Consider the following 14,139-nt stretch of genomic DNA (forward strand, 5'->3'; position numbering starts at 1 on the left):
TAACATCCCCCCGCCTCGATTGTCCCACGTTACAGGTGTCGATCTCCGACAGTTGACTGGGGCGCCGTACCGCATGCGTGATCCGATCATCATTCCCACCGATGAAGGCCTGTTCTGTCCGGCGGGCAATTTCCATATCGATCCGTGGCGTCCGGTGGCTACCGCCGTGATTACCCATGCCCACGCAGACCACGCCCGCGCTGGGAGTGAACATTATCTGGCGCAGCACCTCAGCCTGCCGATCATGCGGCAGCGGTTGGGGGAGCACCGTTTTACCGGGTTGGACTATGGCGAGCAGCGGCGTTTCGGTGCCATCACCTTGAGCCTGCATCCCGCCGGGCATGTGCTTGGCAGCGCCCAGGTTCGGCTGGCCCATGATGATGGGCGTGTGTGGGTAGTGACGGGCGATTACAAGCGCGACCCGGACCCGACCTGCGCGCCCTTTGGGGGACATAGGGGCAGGTACAATTTTTCATATGGATTCTGAGACGATTGTACATTTCAGTTCTGTGGAGAGTGACGTGTAGGATGAACTTAGTCGAGCTGCGCTGACCCACTCCCCGATGACAACATGGGCATCGTCACCATCACGACGCCCGGATGCACTGCTATAACCCCAAATACTCTGCTATCAAAAACGCTTCACCCTTGCCTTCATATTTGCCGAAATAACTGACCGGCTCGCGGGCATCGTCTTCGATATACCCCACCTCGCAATCAATGTCGTATTGCTCGGCCAGACGGTTGAACAGGTCCACTGGGAAATTAAGGTGAATGTTCTTCGTCACTGGCTGACTGATTCCCAGCTGCCAGTCTTCGCAATCGTCGCTCTCGCACTCATTGATCAGCGTGACATTGTTGGCTGCATTGGCATCAACATACGTCTGCAAAGCTGCTTGCAGCTCCGGCAGGTTTTGCCTCAGTTTCTTCTCTCGCTTTTCTTCAAGGCGGTCGCAGGCGATCAGCAGGTATATAAGCATTTGAACTGTCCGGATTAAAATTTGTGTCTACTTTACCATAGGGGCTTTGATTTCCATGGCTGGTAAACCTTGGGCTCCTGTGGTGCCTCTTACCGGGAGGGGGACCGTCAATTGGCTGGAGACTGCTTCATGCAAGTCGTTGTGTTAACCCTGGCATTTTCACTCCCAGGCTGTCGCTCGCTGAAGGAGAAGCGCCAGCGAATGGGTGGGATTCACGAGCGCTACGGGCGTAACCCTGCGGTGGCCGTTTGTGAAAGTGGTGATCGCGAACGACTGGATGCAAGTGAATGGACTTTCGTTGTGGTGGGTACCTCGTCACAAGAGCTGGACTCGCTGTGTAGCGAGATCGAAGACCGGATACAACGTACAGTCGAGGCCAGGGTGACGGATGTGGTTCGTGAACGGTTGTAGTGGTCAGCAGGTGTTTGGCAGAGCAAGTATCTCAGCACTTGGCCAACACCTTGAGCCGCTGAACCGACGCCCGTGCCTCTTCAGCAGTTGCAAAATTGGCGAACCCCATCAGCAAACCTCCCTGCGATGACTTGCACATCTGCCAGTCGCTCAAGGCATGAACCGCGAGTCCGCTGGTTTGGGCAGCCTCTGCCAGAGCCCTGTCATTCTGCTCGGTGCGCAGATGGGCCAGGACATGGATGCCGCCCGCCTGGGGCTGGATATACAAGTGCTCTCCCATCTCCTGCTTCAACGCATCAACCAGATAGCCCCGCCGGGTGGCGTATAAGGTTCTCATCTTGCGCAGGTGCCTGCCAAAGTGACCCTGTTCCATGAAGTCAGCCACCATGGCTTGGGGCAGGATGGAGCCTGAGCCGGAGCGGTGGTTCACCGCATCTCTGAACTGGCCGATTTGAGAGACGGGGACCACCAGATAGGCCAGACGTAAACCGGGAAACAGCACTTTGCTGAAAGTCCCGGTGTAGAGCACCCGCCCATCGCGATCCAGGCTTTTCAGCGCGGGCAGGGGCCGGCCGTGGTAACGGAACTCGCTGTCGTAGTCGTCTTCGATAATCCAGGCTTGGCGATGGTTCGCCCACTCCAACAGCTCCAGCCGTCGCGGCAATGACAAGGCAACACCCAGCGGGCTTTGATGGGTTGGGGTGACGACGGCGAAACGCGCATGGGGTGCACGGCGCTGACCGATAGCCACATTCATACCTTCCTCATCGACCGGCACCGGCTCCAGGCGCATCCCCGTGCGCTCCAGGAACTGCCGGGCGAGGATATATCCCGGATCCTCGTACCATCCCAGGTCACCCGTCTTCAATAGCGCATGGCATACCAGTTCCAGCGCTCCCAGATAACCTGTCGTCACGAACACCTGCTCGGGCGAACAGGCGATCCCGCGTGAGATCCCCAGATAAGTCGCAATGGCGCGCCGCAGAGGCTCATAGCCTGCTGGATCGGGGTAGGTCATGGCCGTGGTCTCCAGCGAGCGCATAGTGCGGCCAGCCAGGCGCGACCAGGTCTTCCGTGGGAATGCATCCAACGCCGGCAAGCCGAGCTGAAACGGCAGCACTTCACTGGATATCGCGTGCAGTGCCGGTGATGCAGGAGCGGGAGGCTCTGACAGCTTGGCGTGATCTGCGGCCAGGCTTTCCAAGCGGGGCGAGATGATGGTTCCCGCGGCGCCACGCGTCACGAAATAGCCTTCGTTTGCCAGCATCTGATAGGCCATTTCCACTGTGCCACGCGCCAATGTCAATTCACTGGCGAGATTGCGTACGGACGGCACGCGGTCTCCAGGACGGAGTTTGCCCGCAGCAATCGTCTCCCGATAGCGCCGATACAACTGCAGATAGAGCGGCACGCCCTGTTCCTGGCTCGGTCTGAGGTGCTGCAAGTCCATATCGAATGCCCCATTAAATTAGTCAATTCTTGCACCTACCTGCTGGGTCATGATTTTCCTACAGTACTGTCCATGCAACAAGGATCTTCACCTGAGGAATATCTACATGAGTACCCCAAAACGTTTGCCCTATCACACGCTCTCTCCCGAGGCCTATCGCGGGCTCGGTGCTACGAAAGCAGCGCTGGAGAAAAGCAGTCTCGGTATGGAGCTGATCCAGCTTGTATGGCTGCGAATGTCGCAGATCAATGGCTGCGCTTTCTGCCTGGAAATGCATGCGCAAGCACTGCGTGCCGACAACGTTCCAGATGCCAAGCTCGACAGCTTGGCGGGATGGCGTGTGAGTGATCGTTTCAGCGAGCGTGAGCGTGCCGCACTGGCTTGGACAGAGGCACTGACGCACGTAGATCGCACGCACGCACCCGACGGGGATTTCGAGCCGCTCAAGGCGTATTTCAACGAGGTTGAAATTTCCGACCTGACCTTTGCCATTGCCTTGATGAGCGCATTCAATCGCCTGGCGATCGGGATGCGTCAGTAAGTATCAGTACACCCCCATAGCCGCCAGGTTCCTGGCGCGCGATTTGATTCAGGAGCATAACGCATGTCGCAACGTATTCTTGTCATAGGTGCCGGTTTTGCCGGTATGTGGAGCGCGCTGGGCGCCGCTCGTCTGCTCGATCAGGCGGGGCGCACCGACGTGGAGGTCGTACTGATTGCGCCAGAACCGGAGCTGCATGTCCGGCCCCGCTTGTATGAGCATAATCCCGAGGGAATGAAGGCATCATTGCAGGACATTTTCCAGGCGACCGGTGTTGCGTTCATTCAGGGGCTGGTCGAGCACATCGATGTGACGAACCAGCAGGTGAACATTGCCGGTACCGGCCTGGATACATCGCGTCGGTCCATCAGCTATGACCGCCTGGTACTCGCTGCGGGCAGCCGGTTGAATTGTCCGCCGATCCCGGGGCTGGCTGAGCATGCATTCAATGTTGACCAGATTGCTGACGCTGCGAAACTCGAGACACATATCCATGGTTTGGCCAGTCGGGCGGAAAGTGCAGGGCGCAATACCGTGGTCGTTGCCGGCGCCGGCTTCACTGGCATCGAGACCGCGGCCGAAATGCCAGCCCGCTTACGGGAAGTCCTCGGTCAGGATGCAGCAGTGCGCGTGATCATGATTGAGCGCAATACCGACGTGGGCCCGGATCTGGGTGCCGGTCCGCGGCCAGTGATTACCCAAGCGCTGGCTGAGCTGGGAGTCACTTGGAAGCTCGGCTCCGGCGCTGCTGGCATCGATGCGAAAGGAGTGACGCTCGAGAATGGGGAATATATCGAGGCTGATACTGTTATCTGGACCGCTGGCGCGCGCGCCAGCAAGCTGACCGCGCAAATCCCGGCGCAGCGCGACAACTTCGGTCGGCTTCATGTTGATCGTAATCTGAAGGTCAACGGCCTCGATACGGTCTACGCCACGGGCGACTGCGCCTACGCGGCCACCGATGACGATGGGAATTACGCAATGATGTCCTGTCAGCACGCCATGAATCTCGGGCGCTCCGCAGGCCATAATGTGGCTGCAGATCTGATCGGTGAGGAGCCGATCCCGTATAGCCAGCCGCAGTACGTGACGTGCCTGGACCTGGGCCCCTGGGGCGCCGTCTACACGGAAGGCTGGGATCGCCAGGTAAAGCTGGCTGGTGCAGAGGCCAAGGCGCTGAAGACGAAGATCAATACCGAGTGGATCTATCCCCCGAGTGGCGATCGCGCTGAAGTCTTTGCCCTGGCGGATCCCAGCCGCATCGTTGTTGCTTGAACGAACAGAGCGGTCTTACCCGATCGCTCTGCTCCTTTCACGAGGCCATGGCCGGAGGTGATATGAACATACTGCTGATTGACTGTAGTCCCAGGCCCAATTCGCATAGCCGGAAATTGTCGGCAGCCATCATTGCGCGGCTGCTCGCCGTGGATCCCGCTGCTCATGTCACTCGCCGTGATCTGGGGCGGGAGCCCATACCGCACGCGGAGACCAGCTACGCCACCGCGATCTCGTCACCTGGGGAGTTGACAGCGTGGCAGTCGGATAGCGCCGTGCGTCTGTCGGAGCAATTGATCCAGGAGGTGGAAGCCGCGGACGTGCTGGTCATTGGTACGCCGATGAACAACTTCACTGTGCCTTCGGTACTCAAGGCCTGGATCGATCAGGTTCTGCGGATGGGCCGCACGATTGGTGCCGCAGCCACAGGAGAGAAAATTGGCCTGCTGCAAGACAAGCCGGTCTATATTGGGATTGCCTCCGGCGGTATATTCACAGGTGACCACGCAAAACAGCCCGATTTTCTCATCCCTTACCTGACTGCTGCATTTGGATGCGTGGGCGTAACTTCGTTGCAGTTCTTTCCTCTGCAAGCGACGGCATTTCTCGATGAGGAGCAGCTGAACGCAGATCGGGAAGCTCTGATCTCAACCATGGATACGACGAATATTGGCAGAACCATGCTTGGAGCGGCTCCTGCCGAGTGGTGAGTGCGGTAGCCGGGCACTGCAGTCGATACTCCTCATCCTGCTATCAAAATAGGATTGATTGATGCGTAACTATCTGATCCATATAAATAAAATTGTTTTCATGATGTTGTTCATTGCCACTCACTCCGTTGCCGACGGTTTACCTGATGAGCTGTTGAACGCGCCCATACACCTTATCTCAGGAGAGACTGTCAGCTTGGCCGAATACAAAGGTGAAAAGCCTGTGTATTTGAAGTTTTGGGCAACCTGGTGCCAGCCCTGCCGCCAGCAGATGCCGCACTTCCAGCATGTCCAGGAAAAATATGGCGACGAGATTGAAGTCATCGGCATAAATCTGGGCCTCAATGATGACCTGCGTGCGGTACAAGACACGATTGCAGAATTTGGATTAACGATGCCGATGGCCATTGATGAAGGTGGTGACCTGGCCCAGAAATTCCGCCTTATCGGTACGCCTTACCATCTTTTATTTGATAAGCAGATGAACCTGATTCACCTGGGGCATGAAGCCGATTCCTCTCTGGATAATAAGATTGATCTGGTTTCCCGAAGCCTGTCGGAGAAAGACAAAATAATTGACTCGTCAGTGTTGAATGAGGACGAGCTTGATATATCGATCGACACCAATGATGGTGACGTACATGCTCTGTTTTTCACTGCCACCTGGTGTGACTGGTATTTGAAAGAAACGCGGCCAGTGTCCGCTGAGCGCTGCGCTTCAGCTCAAAACACAATAAATTCTGTTTTCAAGGAAACCGGGGATATCTCTTGGCTTGGTGTGATTAATCGCTTGTGGACTGGCGATGAAGACATGGCGGAATACAGAAGAAAATACTCAATAGCGCATGCTATGGATATAGACAAAAGCAATCGGTTGTTTCATAAATACGCTGTCCATGATCTCCCAACACTCTTGATTATTAAAGATGATGCGGTCGTGGCGCGGATAACGGACTTTTCTGACGAAAACAGGATAGTCAGTGAGCTGAAAAGCCATGAAAAATAAGGATGGGGAGCTCTCTCATCCATTGCGCTGCTAAGGACCTGAGTGCATACCGTGAAGAAAATTCTACTTGTTCTGGCCTTCGCTTTTGGCCTGTTCCAGCTTCAGCAGGGTGGCCATCTCGATGGCTTGCTTGATGGCGCCGGCCTTACTCAGTCGGGCTCTGCCAGCCACTCGCAGCTGTCGGCGCAGGACCAGCAGTTGCACAACACGCTGGAGCGGATTAGTCGGAATGGGCCGTTTCCCTACCAGCGTGATGGCATCACCTTTGAAAATCGAGAGCGGCTGTTGCCGATCAAGCCGAGGGGGTACTACCGGGAATACACGGTGGACACGCCGGGCTTATCGCACCGTGGCCCGCGGCGAGTGGTGACAGGTGGCAATCCGCCTGTGGAGTTTTATTACACGGAGGATCATTACCGTTCCTTCACCCGCATCAAGGGGCATTGAGATGAGCACAGCAGCCAGCCAGCCAGCGGCAATCACCTGGCGGCCCAGGGGCCAGCTTGATCAACCGGCCATCGCGCTGGACGCAGCTAACAGGCTGAACAAGTCGACCCTGCTGCGGGCGCTCAGCGAGTCTTTCAGTTTTCCGGATTATTTCGGTGGAAATTGGGATGCGGCCTATGACCTGTTGCTTGATGAGGTGGACCAGTTAACAGCACCTGCGCTCTGGCGTTTTTCAATTGATGGCGCGGCGGAGGTGAATAAAGCAGATCTGGCAGACTGGATTCAGTTGATGACGGACCTTTGTGCTTATGCTGACTCCCGGGAGCATGGATTGCGGGTGGAGATATACAGTGATGCACAGGTCGAGTGACTCGACTCGAGCGGCTTGAACTGAGCACGAGCGAGTGCCGGGAGAAAAGCCAGGTATGACGCTTTGCAGTAACAGGGGAACTCCCCTTCTCCCAGTGCCGGGAGAGGGGGAACTCATCAGACCTCTGTTACTGTGGCCTCGGGGGCGTTCTTCTTGACGGACTCGATACCGTTGTCGCGGGACGCTGTTGATTCATATAGCTGGCTGGAGCCGATGATCTGGTGGTTTGCTGCCTTGAGATTGAACATGAACTTGCCAGAGCTGGACTCCTTGCGCTCGTAGCGGCCGTCTTCCGGGGCGTTGGCCTTGACTGATTCGACACCGTTCATACAACTGGCTTTGGTTTTGTACCCTTCACTGGCAAGGATGTTCTGCCCATTGGATGCCTTGAGTCGGAAGCGGTATTCACCAGCCTTGTCCTGATAGACCTCAAATTTACCTGCCATATTGTTCTCCTGGAAAAATGAACCACGGCGAATGTCGGTTCATTGTGTCAATTAAAGCTCAGAGTTTGCCGCTTCGCTAATGCCGGACTGCACAAAAGATTGCCTTGAGGCGGCTCGCCGCACCGCGGGCGGTGCGGCTTTTCTCGGGTTTTGGTGCTGCGGGGAAGTTTCAGCTGCGGGCTTCCGATATCATGGCGGCTGATCCGCTGTGCGTAACTGCAGACACGCCGCCGGATGAGGTGGCGTATCTCATGCCGGAGAGAAGGGTTGGCAGTGTGACCATCGAGAATGTGGGCGGTCACATTGCTGGAGATCTTTACGGCTACTGATGCACTGAATGCACTGATTGAAATAGTCCGAGCAGGCAACGCTGCAGCCGCCTCGGAGTGAGGAACAGATGACTGAACAAAGATCGAACGACCCCTTGCATGGCGTCACGCTGGAGCAGGTTGTTACCCGGTTGCAAGGCCACTACGGTTGGGACGGCCTGGCTCTGCGGGTCGATATCAACTGCTTCAAGAATGATCAGTCAATCAAATCATCCCTGAAGTTTTTGCGTAAGACCCAATGGGCTCGGGACAAGGTAGAGAAACTGTATGTTTCAACCTTTCACGGTAAAGGCTACTAGAAGCCTCTCTTTAAGAATCTTGACCCCGCCGCAATTCATTAGCTGGGCGCCCCCGGCGCGCCGGCCAACGCCCGATACACATTCACCATCGCCAGCACCATGGCTGTCTGGCTCTGCACCAGGTTATCCCGCATGGCGGTCAGTTCCTGCTCCGCTGCCAACAGTTCGAAGTAGCCGATAAAGCCCTGATCATAGCGGTCGCGCGCCTGCTCCACGGCCTGGGTGGCGGCGTCGGTGGCGCTTTGCAGCAACGCCGTGCGTTCGTGGGATTGCTGGTAGCGCAGCAGCCAGGTTTCTGTTTCTTCCAGCGCCAGCAGCACTGTGTGCCGGTAGTCGGCGAGCAGTTCTGCGTAGCGGGCGTCGGCGGCGTCTATGCGTGCCTGAACCATGGCCCGATCAAGAAAGGACCAGTCGATACCCAAGGCGACGCGCCCGGTTTGGGCGCCGCCGGTAAAGAGGTCTGACCCGGTGCCAGCCAGGGAGCCGAGCAGGGCACCTAGGGTGAAGCGCGGGAACAGGTCGGCGGTCGCGATGCCGATGCGGGCGTTGGCTGCGGCCAGTCGCCGTTCAGTGGCCTGGATATCCGGGCGGCGGCGCAGTACATCACCGGGGCTGCCTGCCGCAATGGACGGCCGACTGTCCGGTAGGTCCGCAGGGACTTCAAGCAGGGAAACCAGTGCGGTGGGCGTCTGGCCGGTTAATACGCCGATACGGTGCATGGCGGCGCCGATGTCGGCTTTGAGTTGAGGGATCTCTGCCCGGGTGGCATCCAGCTGGGCGCGGGCCCGCACCTGATCGAACAGGGTGCCGCGGCCGGCTTCCAGTCGTGCGCTGACGATATCCAGCGAGGCCTGCTGCAGGCTGACGTTCTCCTCGGCTACCCGCAGTTGCTGTTGCAGGCCGCGCAGCTGGAAGTAGCTGCTGGCCATCTGGCCGGCCAGCGCTACCTGCAGGGTCTGCTGGTCTGCACCGGCGGCCTGCAACTGTGCTTCGCTGGCCTCGGTGGCGCGGCGCAGTCGCCCGAACAGGTCCAGTTCCCAACTGAGCGCGACACCGGCCTGGTATAACTCCACTCGCTCCTGACCCGGCTGAGTGCGCTCCACTTCTGCCAGGCGCTGGCCGGCAACATTGGCACCGGCGGTGACGCTGGGTAACTGATCCCGGCGCGAGCCGCGCAGCAGGGCTTCAGCTTCCTGATAGCGGGCCAGGGCAGCCTGCAGGCTCTGGTTGTCGGCCATGGTTTGCTTGATCAGGTCGGCCAACAGGGGGTCGGCAAAGCCTTGCCAGAACTGCTGTTCGTTGTGTTTCAGCGCCGCTCCGGCAGCATCTGTGGTTGCCTGGTCGTGGGCAAACTGTTCCAGCTGTACTGGCTCAGGAGTCTGATAATCCGGGCCTACGGCGCAGGCACTGAGCAGCGCTGCCATCGAAAAGATACCTGCCAGCTTACTCATGTGACGCTCCTTTAAGTTCTGCGTGTACATCGCTTTCAGGCTTTTCTGCCTTGTGCTCAAAATGCTTGGCCAGTGTCCGCAGCGCGACATAAAACACCGGTGTCAGCAGCAGGCCGAACAGCGTGACGCCGATCATGCCGGTGAACACGGTGATGCCCATGGCGTTACGCACTTCGGCACCCGCACCAGTGGCCAGTACCAGCGGCACGACGCCGGCGATAAAGGCGACCGAGGTCATGATGATCGGGCGCAGCCGCAGGCGGCTGGCTTCCAGCGCGGCGCTGATGGTGTCGCGCCCTTGCAGTTCGAGTTCACGGGCGAACTCGACGATGAGGATGGCGTTCTTGCACGCCAGGCCCATCAGCACTACCAGGCCGACCTGGACGAAGATGTTGTTATCGCCGTCTACCAGCCACACGCCAAACAGCGCAGCGAGCAGACACATGGGCACGATCAGGATCACCGCCAGCGGCATTACCCAGCTTTCATACAGCGCGGCGAGCACCAGGAACACCAGCAACAGGGCCACCGGGAAGACCACCATGGCGGCATTGCCCTGGGTAACCTGCTGGAAGCTCAGGTCGGTCCATTCCAATGACATGCCGGCCGGCAGTACCTCGTCGGCCACGCCCATGACTGCGGCCAGGGTCTGCGCCGAAGACAGCAGGGCGGGGTCGGATTGGCCGATCAGGTCTGCCGCCGGGTAGCCGTTGTAGCGGATCACCGGGTCGGGCCCGAAGCTCTCGCGTAGCGTGACCATGGTATTGAGCGGCACCATCTGGTTGTTGGCGTTGCGGGTATACAGGTGGTCGATGTCGCTGGGGTTGTCGCGGAACGACGCATCCGCCTGGGCCATGACCCGGTAGGTGCGGCCGAACAGGTTGAAGTCGTTGATGTACTGCGAGCCGAAGTACAGCTGCAGGCTGCCGAACAGATCATCCAGCCGCACACCCTGAGCCTTGGCCTGGATACGGTCTACATCGGCATCCAGCTGCGGCACGTTGGCCTGGTAGGAGCTGAATGGGTAGAACATGCCCGGTGTTTCACTCAGCGCCAGGGCCAGCTCATTGGTGGCTGTTTGCAGCTCGCCATAACCAACGCCGCGCCGGTCCTGTACGTAGAGTGAATAACCCGAGCCCGCGCCCAATCCGAACACCGGCGGCGGCATGAAGGTAATGGCGAAGCCTTCGTTGATGTCGGCCAGCTTGGCGTTGATCTCATCGGATATCTCCTGGGCGGTGCGGTCGCGGTCGGCAAAGTCGTCGAATACCATGAACACCGTGCCGACGTTCGGCGTGTTGGTGCCCTGCAGCGCATTGAAGCCGACAAAGGCCAGCGCGTCGGCGACGCCCTCGGTATCCATCGCCAGCTCACTGACCCGCCGCGCAACGGCTTCGGTACGATCCAGCGAGGCGCCTTCGGGCAACCGAATACTGCCGATCAGGTAGGTCTTATCCTGGGTGGGGATAAAGCCGCCGGGCACCTGGGTGAACATCATGGCGGTGCCAGCCAGCAATAACAGGTATATCCCGAACACCCAGCCGCGGCGGCTCAAGCTGCGACCGACCAGGGACTCGTAGCGCTGGGCGTTGCGCAGAAAGAAGCGGTTGAAGGGGCGGAAGATCCAACCGAACAGGCGATCAATGATGCGCGCCGGCAGATCCGGTGCTGCCCCATGGGGCTTCAGCAGCGCTGCTGCCAGAGCGGGCGACAGGGTCAGCGAGTTGATCGCGGAAATTACCGTGGCGATAGCAATGGTCATCGCAAACTGGCGGTAGAACTGACCGGTGATGCCGTCCAGAAACGCCATGGGCACGAATACCGCGCAGAGCACCAGACTGATGGCGACGATAGGCCCGCTGACTTCGCGCATCGCCTGATGCGCCGCCGCCAGCGGCGCCAGACCTTCTTCGATATTACGTTCGACGTTCTCCACCACGACGATGGCGTCGTCCACCACGATGCCAATCGCCAGCACCATGGCGAACAGGGTCAGGGTATTGATGGAAAAGCCCAGCAGCAGCAGGACCGCGAAGGTGCCGACGATGGACACCGGCACCGCGAGCAGGGGGATCAGCGAGGCGCGCCAGGTCTGCAGGAACAGAATCACCACCAGTACCACCAGCGCGACGGCTTCCAGCAGGGTCATGATCACGGCCTTGATGGAGGTGCTGACGAACACGGTCGGATCGTAGGCAATTTCCCAACTGAGGCCCTGTGGAAAGTTATCTTCCAGCTCGGCCATTTTTTCCCGTATCGCTGCCGAGACTTCCAGCGAGTTGGAGCCGGGAGCCTGGAAGATGGGTAGTGCAACCGCTTGGCGGTTATTCAGCAGTGCGCGCAACGCATCCTGCGAGGCAGCCAGCTCGACCCGGGCCACGTCCTTGAGCAGAGTTACCTCACCCTGCTCACCGGTTTTCAGCACGATATTCTCGAACTCTTCGACCGATTCCAGCCGGCCCTTGGCGTTGATGGAAATCAGCAGGTCGGAGCCATTCGGCATGGGCGGTGCGCCGATCTGGCCGGCGGAGACCTGGATGTTCTGCTCGCGTACTGCGGTGCTTATATCGCCTGCGGTGACGCCCAGGGCCGCGGCGCGCTGCGGGTCGATCCACAGGCGCATGGCGTAGTCACCCGAGCCAAACAGGCCGGCCTGGCCCACGCCGGGAATACGCGCCAGCTCGTCACGGATATGCAGTACCGCGTAGTTGCGGATATAGGTGGCGTCCAGGCTGTCATCCGGCGAGGTCAGGTGCACGGCCATCATCAGGTTCGGTGACTGCTTCTGGGTGGTTACACCAAGCTGGCGCACGTCCTCGGGCAGCCGCGGCAGTGCCTGGGATACCCGGTTCTGTACCTGCACCTGAGCCTGATCGGGGTCGGTGCCCAGAGCGAAGGTCACGGTCAGTGCCAGGCTGCCGTCACTGCCGGCCACCGATTTCATGTAGATCATGTTCTCGACGCCGTTGATGGCTTCTTCCAACGGCGTGGCCACGGTTTCGGAAATGGTCTTGGGGTTGGCTCCGGGATAGCTGGCGCTGACCAGCACGCTGGGCGGCACCACCTCGGGGTATTCGCTGACCGGCAGCAGTGGAATGCTGATCAGCCCGACCACGAAGATGATGATCGACAACACCGAGGCGAAGATCGGTCTGTCCACAAAGAAACGCGAGAAATTCACGGCAACAGTCTCCCGGAACGCATCCGGGAGACGCGCCCGTATCAGTTAATTGAAAAATGCAGGCGGGGTCGGGGCGTTACGGCGCCGTGGCCACTACCATGGGCGCCGGGTCGGGGCGCATCGCTACCCGCTGGGGCAGCACTTCCATTCCGGGGAAGGCAATCTTCTGCAGGCCGTTGACCACCACCCGCTCGCCTTCGCTCAGACCGGCGGTAATGACCAGCAGCTTGCCCACCCGGCGGCCGGTTTCCACGGTGCGCCGCTCGACCTTGTTGTCATCGCCCAGTACATACAGGTAGCGGCGATCCTGGTCGGTCAGCACCGCCTTCTGATCCACCAGCAGGGCAGCGGAGGCGTTGGCCACCGGCATTTCCACCCGGGCAAACTGACCAGGACGCAGCTTGCCGTCGGGGTTGGCTACCTGGGCGCGGTACTGCAGGGTGCCGGTGCGTGCGTTGTACTGGTTGTCGACGAAGTCCAGTTGGCCCCGGTAGGGGAAGTCCTGCTGACCCGACAGCCCGATACGTACCGGCACAGCCTGACCGTGGGGATTGTCCTGCGCGGTCTGCTGATCACTTTCGAAATACACATACAGCGGATCAACTGAAACGAGAGTTGCCAGCAGGGTGGCATCGATGGTCGCCAGGTTGCCACGGGTTACCTCGGCGCGGCCGATACGGCCACTGACCGGCGCCTTGATCTGGGTGTATTCCAGATCCAGCTGGGCGCTTTGCAGTGCCGCAGCTGCGGAATTCACTGCGGCCTGGGCCATGGTCTTCGCCGCATTGCGCTGTTCGAACTCTTCGCGGGAGATCGCCCGGCGCTCCCATAACTGTTCGGAGCGGGCCGCCTCGCTGCTGGCCAGCGTCAACTGGCTGCGCATGCGTGCCAGTTCGGCCTCGGCCAGTTGCACGTGGGCTTTATAAGGGCGTGGGTCGATGACGAACAGCACGTCGCCTTCGCTGACCAGTTCGCCTTCTTCGAAGTTGACCTGATCAATGTACCCGCTGACCCGCGGGCGCAGTTCCACGGTCTGGGGTGCTTCGACCCGGCCGCTGAATGCGCCCCAGATGGTCACCGGCTCGGCGTTGACCTCGGCCACCTCAACTTCGGGTGGTGGTGGCGTAGCATTATCCTGGGCCTGGCCCCGAGCATCGCAGCCGGCCAGGACGAGCAACAGCAGGCCGCCGAGCAGAGCCACTTTGGCTTGATTGAAGGGGATTGCATGCATGGTCTGTTCTCG

14 protein-coding genes and 1 pseudogene are annotated in these 14,139 nt (G+C 59.3%); 9 read left to right on the forward strand and 6 right to left on the reverse strand.

Annotation, left to right across the window (positions count from 1 at the left end; all coding sequences use genetic code 11):
• Window positions 1-73: 73 nt before the first annotated feature.
• Window positions 74-445, forward strand: a pseudogene (locus QAO71_RS02800) (DNA ligase-associated DEXH box helicase); the annotation flags it as partial.
• 163 nt (window positions 446-608) lie between these two features.
• On the opposite strand, the gene QAO71_RS02805 reads toward QAO71_RS02800, so the two are convergent.
• A complete protein-coding gene (locus tag QAO71_RS02805; RefSeq protein WP_280165171.1) occupies window positions 609-980 on the reverse strand; it encodes a hypothetical protein in 372 nt (123 codons plus the stop codon).
• A 129-nt stretch (window positions 981-1,109) separates the two neighbouring features.
• On the opposite strand from QAO71_RS02805, the gene QAO71_RS02810 reads away from it, so the two are divergent.
• Entirely contained in the window at window positions 1,110-1,391 is a 282-nt protein-coding gene (locus tag QAO71_RS02810; RefSeq protein WP_280165172.1) for a DUF503 domain-containing protein, read from the forward strand.
• Between the two features lie 31 nt (window positions 1,392-1,422).
• Here the strand turns inward: QAO71_RS02810 and QAO71_RS02815 are convergent, their stop codons facing one another.
• A complete protein-coding gene (locus QAO71_RS02815) occupies window positions 1,423-2,841 on the reverse strand; it encodes a PLP-dependent aminotransferase family protein (RefSeq protein WP_280165173.1) in 1,419 nt (472 codons plus the stop codon).
• Between the two features lie 106 nt (window positions 2,842-2,947).
• Here QAO71_RS02815 and QAO71_RS02820 point away from each other — a divergent pair, with 106 nt between their 5' ends.
• The 6 genes from QAO71_RS02820 to QAO71_RS02845 all read left to right on the forward strand — a co-directional run bounded on the left by QAO71_RS02820 (window position 2,948) and on the right by QAO71_RS02845 (window position 7,190).
• Window positions 2,948-3,382 (forward strand): carboxymuconolactone decarboxylase family protein, encoded by a 435-nt coding sequence (locus QAO71_RS02820; RefSeq protein WP_280165174.1) that lies wholly within the window; start codon window positions 2,948-2,950, stop codon window positions 3,380-3,382.
• 63 nt (window positions 3,383-3,445) lie between these two features.
• The gene (locus tag QAO71_RS02825) at window positions 3,446-4,657 is read left to right on the forward strand and encodes an NAD(P)/FAD-dependent oxidoreductase (RefSeq protein ID WP_280165175.1); all 1,212 of its coding nucleotides are present in this window, start codon (window positions 3,446-3,448) and stop codon (window positions 4,655-4,657) included.
• A 62-nt stretch (window positions 4,658-4,719) separates the two neighbouring features.
• A complete protein-coding gene (locus QAO71_RS02830) occupies window positions 4,720-5,367 on the forward strand; it encodes an NAD(P)H-dependent oxidoreductase (RefSeq protein WP_280165176.1) in 648 nt (215 codons plus the stop codon).
• Window positions 5,368-5,428: 61 nt separating this feature from the next.
• Window positions 5,429-6,373: a redoxin domain-containing protein gene (locus QAO71_RS02835; protein WP_280165177.1), complete on the forward strand. Its 945-nt coding sequence runs from the start codon at window positions 5,429-5,431 to the stop codon at window positions 6,371-6,373.
• 51 nt (window positions 6,374-6,424) lie between these two features.
• Window positions 6,425-6,820 (forward strand): ribonuclease domain-containing protein, encoded by a 396-nt coding sequence (locus QAO71_RS02840; RefSeq protein ID WP_280165178.1) that lies wholly within the window; start codon window positions 6,425-6,427, stop codon window positions 6,818-6,820.
• A gap of 1 nt (window position 6,821) precedes the next feature.
• Window positions 6,822-7,190, forward strand: a complete 369-nt coding sequence (locus QAO71_RS02845) for a barstar family protein (RefSeq protein ID WP_280165179.1) — start codon at window positions 6,822-6,824, stop codon at window positions 7,188-7,190.
• 116 nt (window positions 7,191-7,306) lie between these two features.
• Here the strand turns inward: QAO71_RS02845 and QAO71_RS02850 are convergent, their stop codons facing one another.
• Window positions 7,307-7,636, reverse strand: a complete 330-nt coding sequence (locus QAO71_RS02850; RefSeq protein ID WP_136869026.1) for a YegP family protein — start codon at window positions 7,634-7,636, stop codon at window positions 7,307-7,309.
• Window positions 7,637-8,033: 397 nt separating this feature from the next.
• Here QAO71_RS02850 and QAO71_RS02855 point away from each other — a divergent pair, with 397 nt between their 5' ends.
• Window positions 8,034-8,264: a VF530 family protein gene (locus QAO71_RS02855; protein ID WP_036992869.1), complete on the forward strand. Its 231-nt coding sequence runs from the start codon at window positions 8,034-8,036 to the stop codon at window positions 8,262-8,264.
• A gap of 38 nt (window positions 8,265-8,302) precedes the next feature.
• Here QAO71_RS02855 and QAO71_RS02860 read toward each other — a convergent pair whose 3' ends face one another.
• From QAO71_RS02860 to QAO71_RS02870, 3 genes are all read right to left on the reverse strand, one after another.
• On the reverse strand, window positions 8,303-9,715 hold the full coding sequence (locus QAO71_RS02860) for an efflux transporter outer membrane subunit (protein ID WP_280165180.1): 1,413 nt from the start codon (window positions 9,713-9,715) through the stop codon (window positions 8,303-8,305).
• Complete coding sequence (locus QAO71_RS02865; protein WP_280165181.1) at window positions 9,708-12,896, reverse strand: multidrug efflux RND transporter permease subunit; 3,189 nt, start codon at window positions 12,894-12,896, stop codon at window positions 9,708-9,710. The genes QAO71_RS02860 and QAO71_RS02865 overlap by 8 nt, the downstream gene beginning before the upstream one ends.
• Window positions 12,897-12,972: 76 nt before the next feature.
• Window positions 12,973-14,127 (reverse strand): efflux RND transporter periplasmic adaptor subunit, encoded by a 1,155-nt coding sequence (locus tag QAO71_RS02870; protein WP_280165182.1) that lies wholly within the window; start codon window positions 14,125-14,127, stop codon window positions 12,973-12,975.
• Window positions 14,128-14,139: the final 12 nt, after the last annotated feature.

This window comes from Halopseudomonas sp. SMJS2 (genome assembly GCF_029866945.1).
Classification (GTDB): Bacteria; Pseudomonadota; Gammaproteobacteria; order Pseudomonadales; family Pseudomonadaceae; genus Halopseudomonas; species Halopseudomonas bauzanensis.

Coding starts and splice junctions, on each gene's coding strand:
- QAO71_RS02805 (WP_280165171.1), bottom strand. CDS start 980: ATGCTTATATACCTGCTGATCGCCTGCGACCGCCTTGAAGAAAAGCGA.
- QAO71_RS02810 (WP_280165172.1), top strand. CDS start 1,110: ATGCAAGTCGTTGTGTTAACCCTGGCATTTTCACTCCCAGGCTGTCGC.
- QAO71_RS02815 (WP_280165173.1), bottom strand. CDS start 2,841: ATGGACTTGCAGCACCTCAGACCGAGCCAGGAACAGGGCGTGCCGCTC.
- QAO71_RS02820 (WP_280165174.1), top strand. CDS start 2,948: ATGAGTACCCCAAAACGTTTGCCCTATCACACGCTCTCTCCCGAGGCC.
- QAO71_RS02825 (WP_280165175.1), top strand. CDS start 3,446: ATGTCGCAACGTATTCTTGTCATAGGTGCCGGTTTTGCCGGTATGTGG.
- QAO71_RS02830 (WP_280165176.1), top strand. CDS start 4,720: ATGAACATACTGCTGATTGACTGTAGTCCCAGGCCCAATTCGCATAGC.
- QAO71_RS02835 (WP_280165177.1), top strand. CDS start 5,429: ATGCGTAACTATCTGATCCATATAAATAAAATTGTTTTCATGATGTTG.
- QAO71_RS02845 (WP_280165179.1), top strand. CDS start 6,822: ATGAGCACAGCAGCCAGCCAGCCAGCGGCAATCACCTGGCGGCCCAGG.
- QAO71_RS02850 (WP_136869026.1), bottom strand. CDS start 7,636: ATGGCAGGTAAATTTGAGGTCTATCAGGACAAGGCTGGTGAATACCGC.
- QAO71_RS02855 (WP_036992869.1), top strand. CDS start 8,034: ATGACTGAACAAAGATCGAACGACCCCTTGCATGGCGTCACGCTGGAG.
- QAO71_RS02860 (WP_280165180.1), bottom strand. CDS start 9,715: ATGAGTAAGCTGGCAGGTATCTTTTCGATGGCAGCGCTGCTCAGTGCC.
- QAO71_RS02870 (WP_280165182.1), bottom strand. CDS start 14,127: ATGCATGCAATCCCCTTCAATCAAGCCAAAGTGGCTCTGCTCGGCGGC.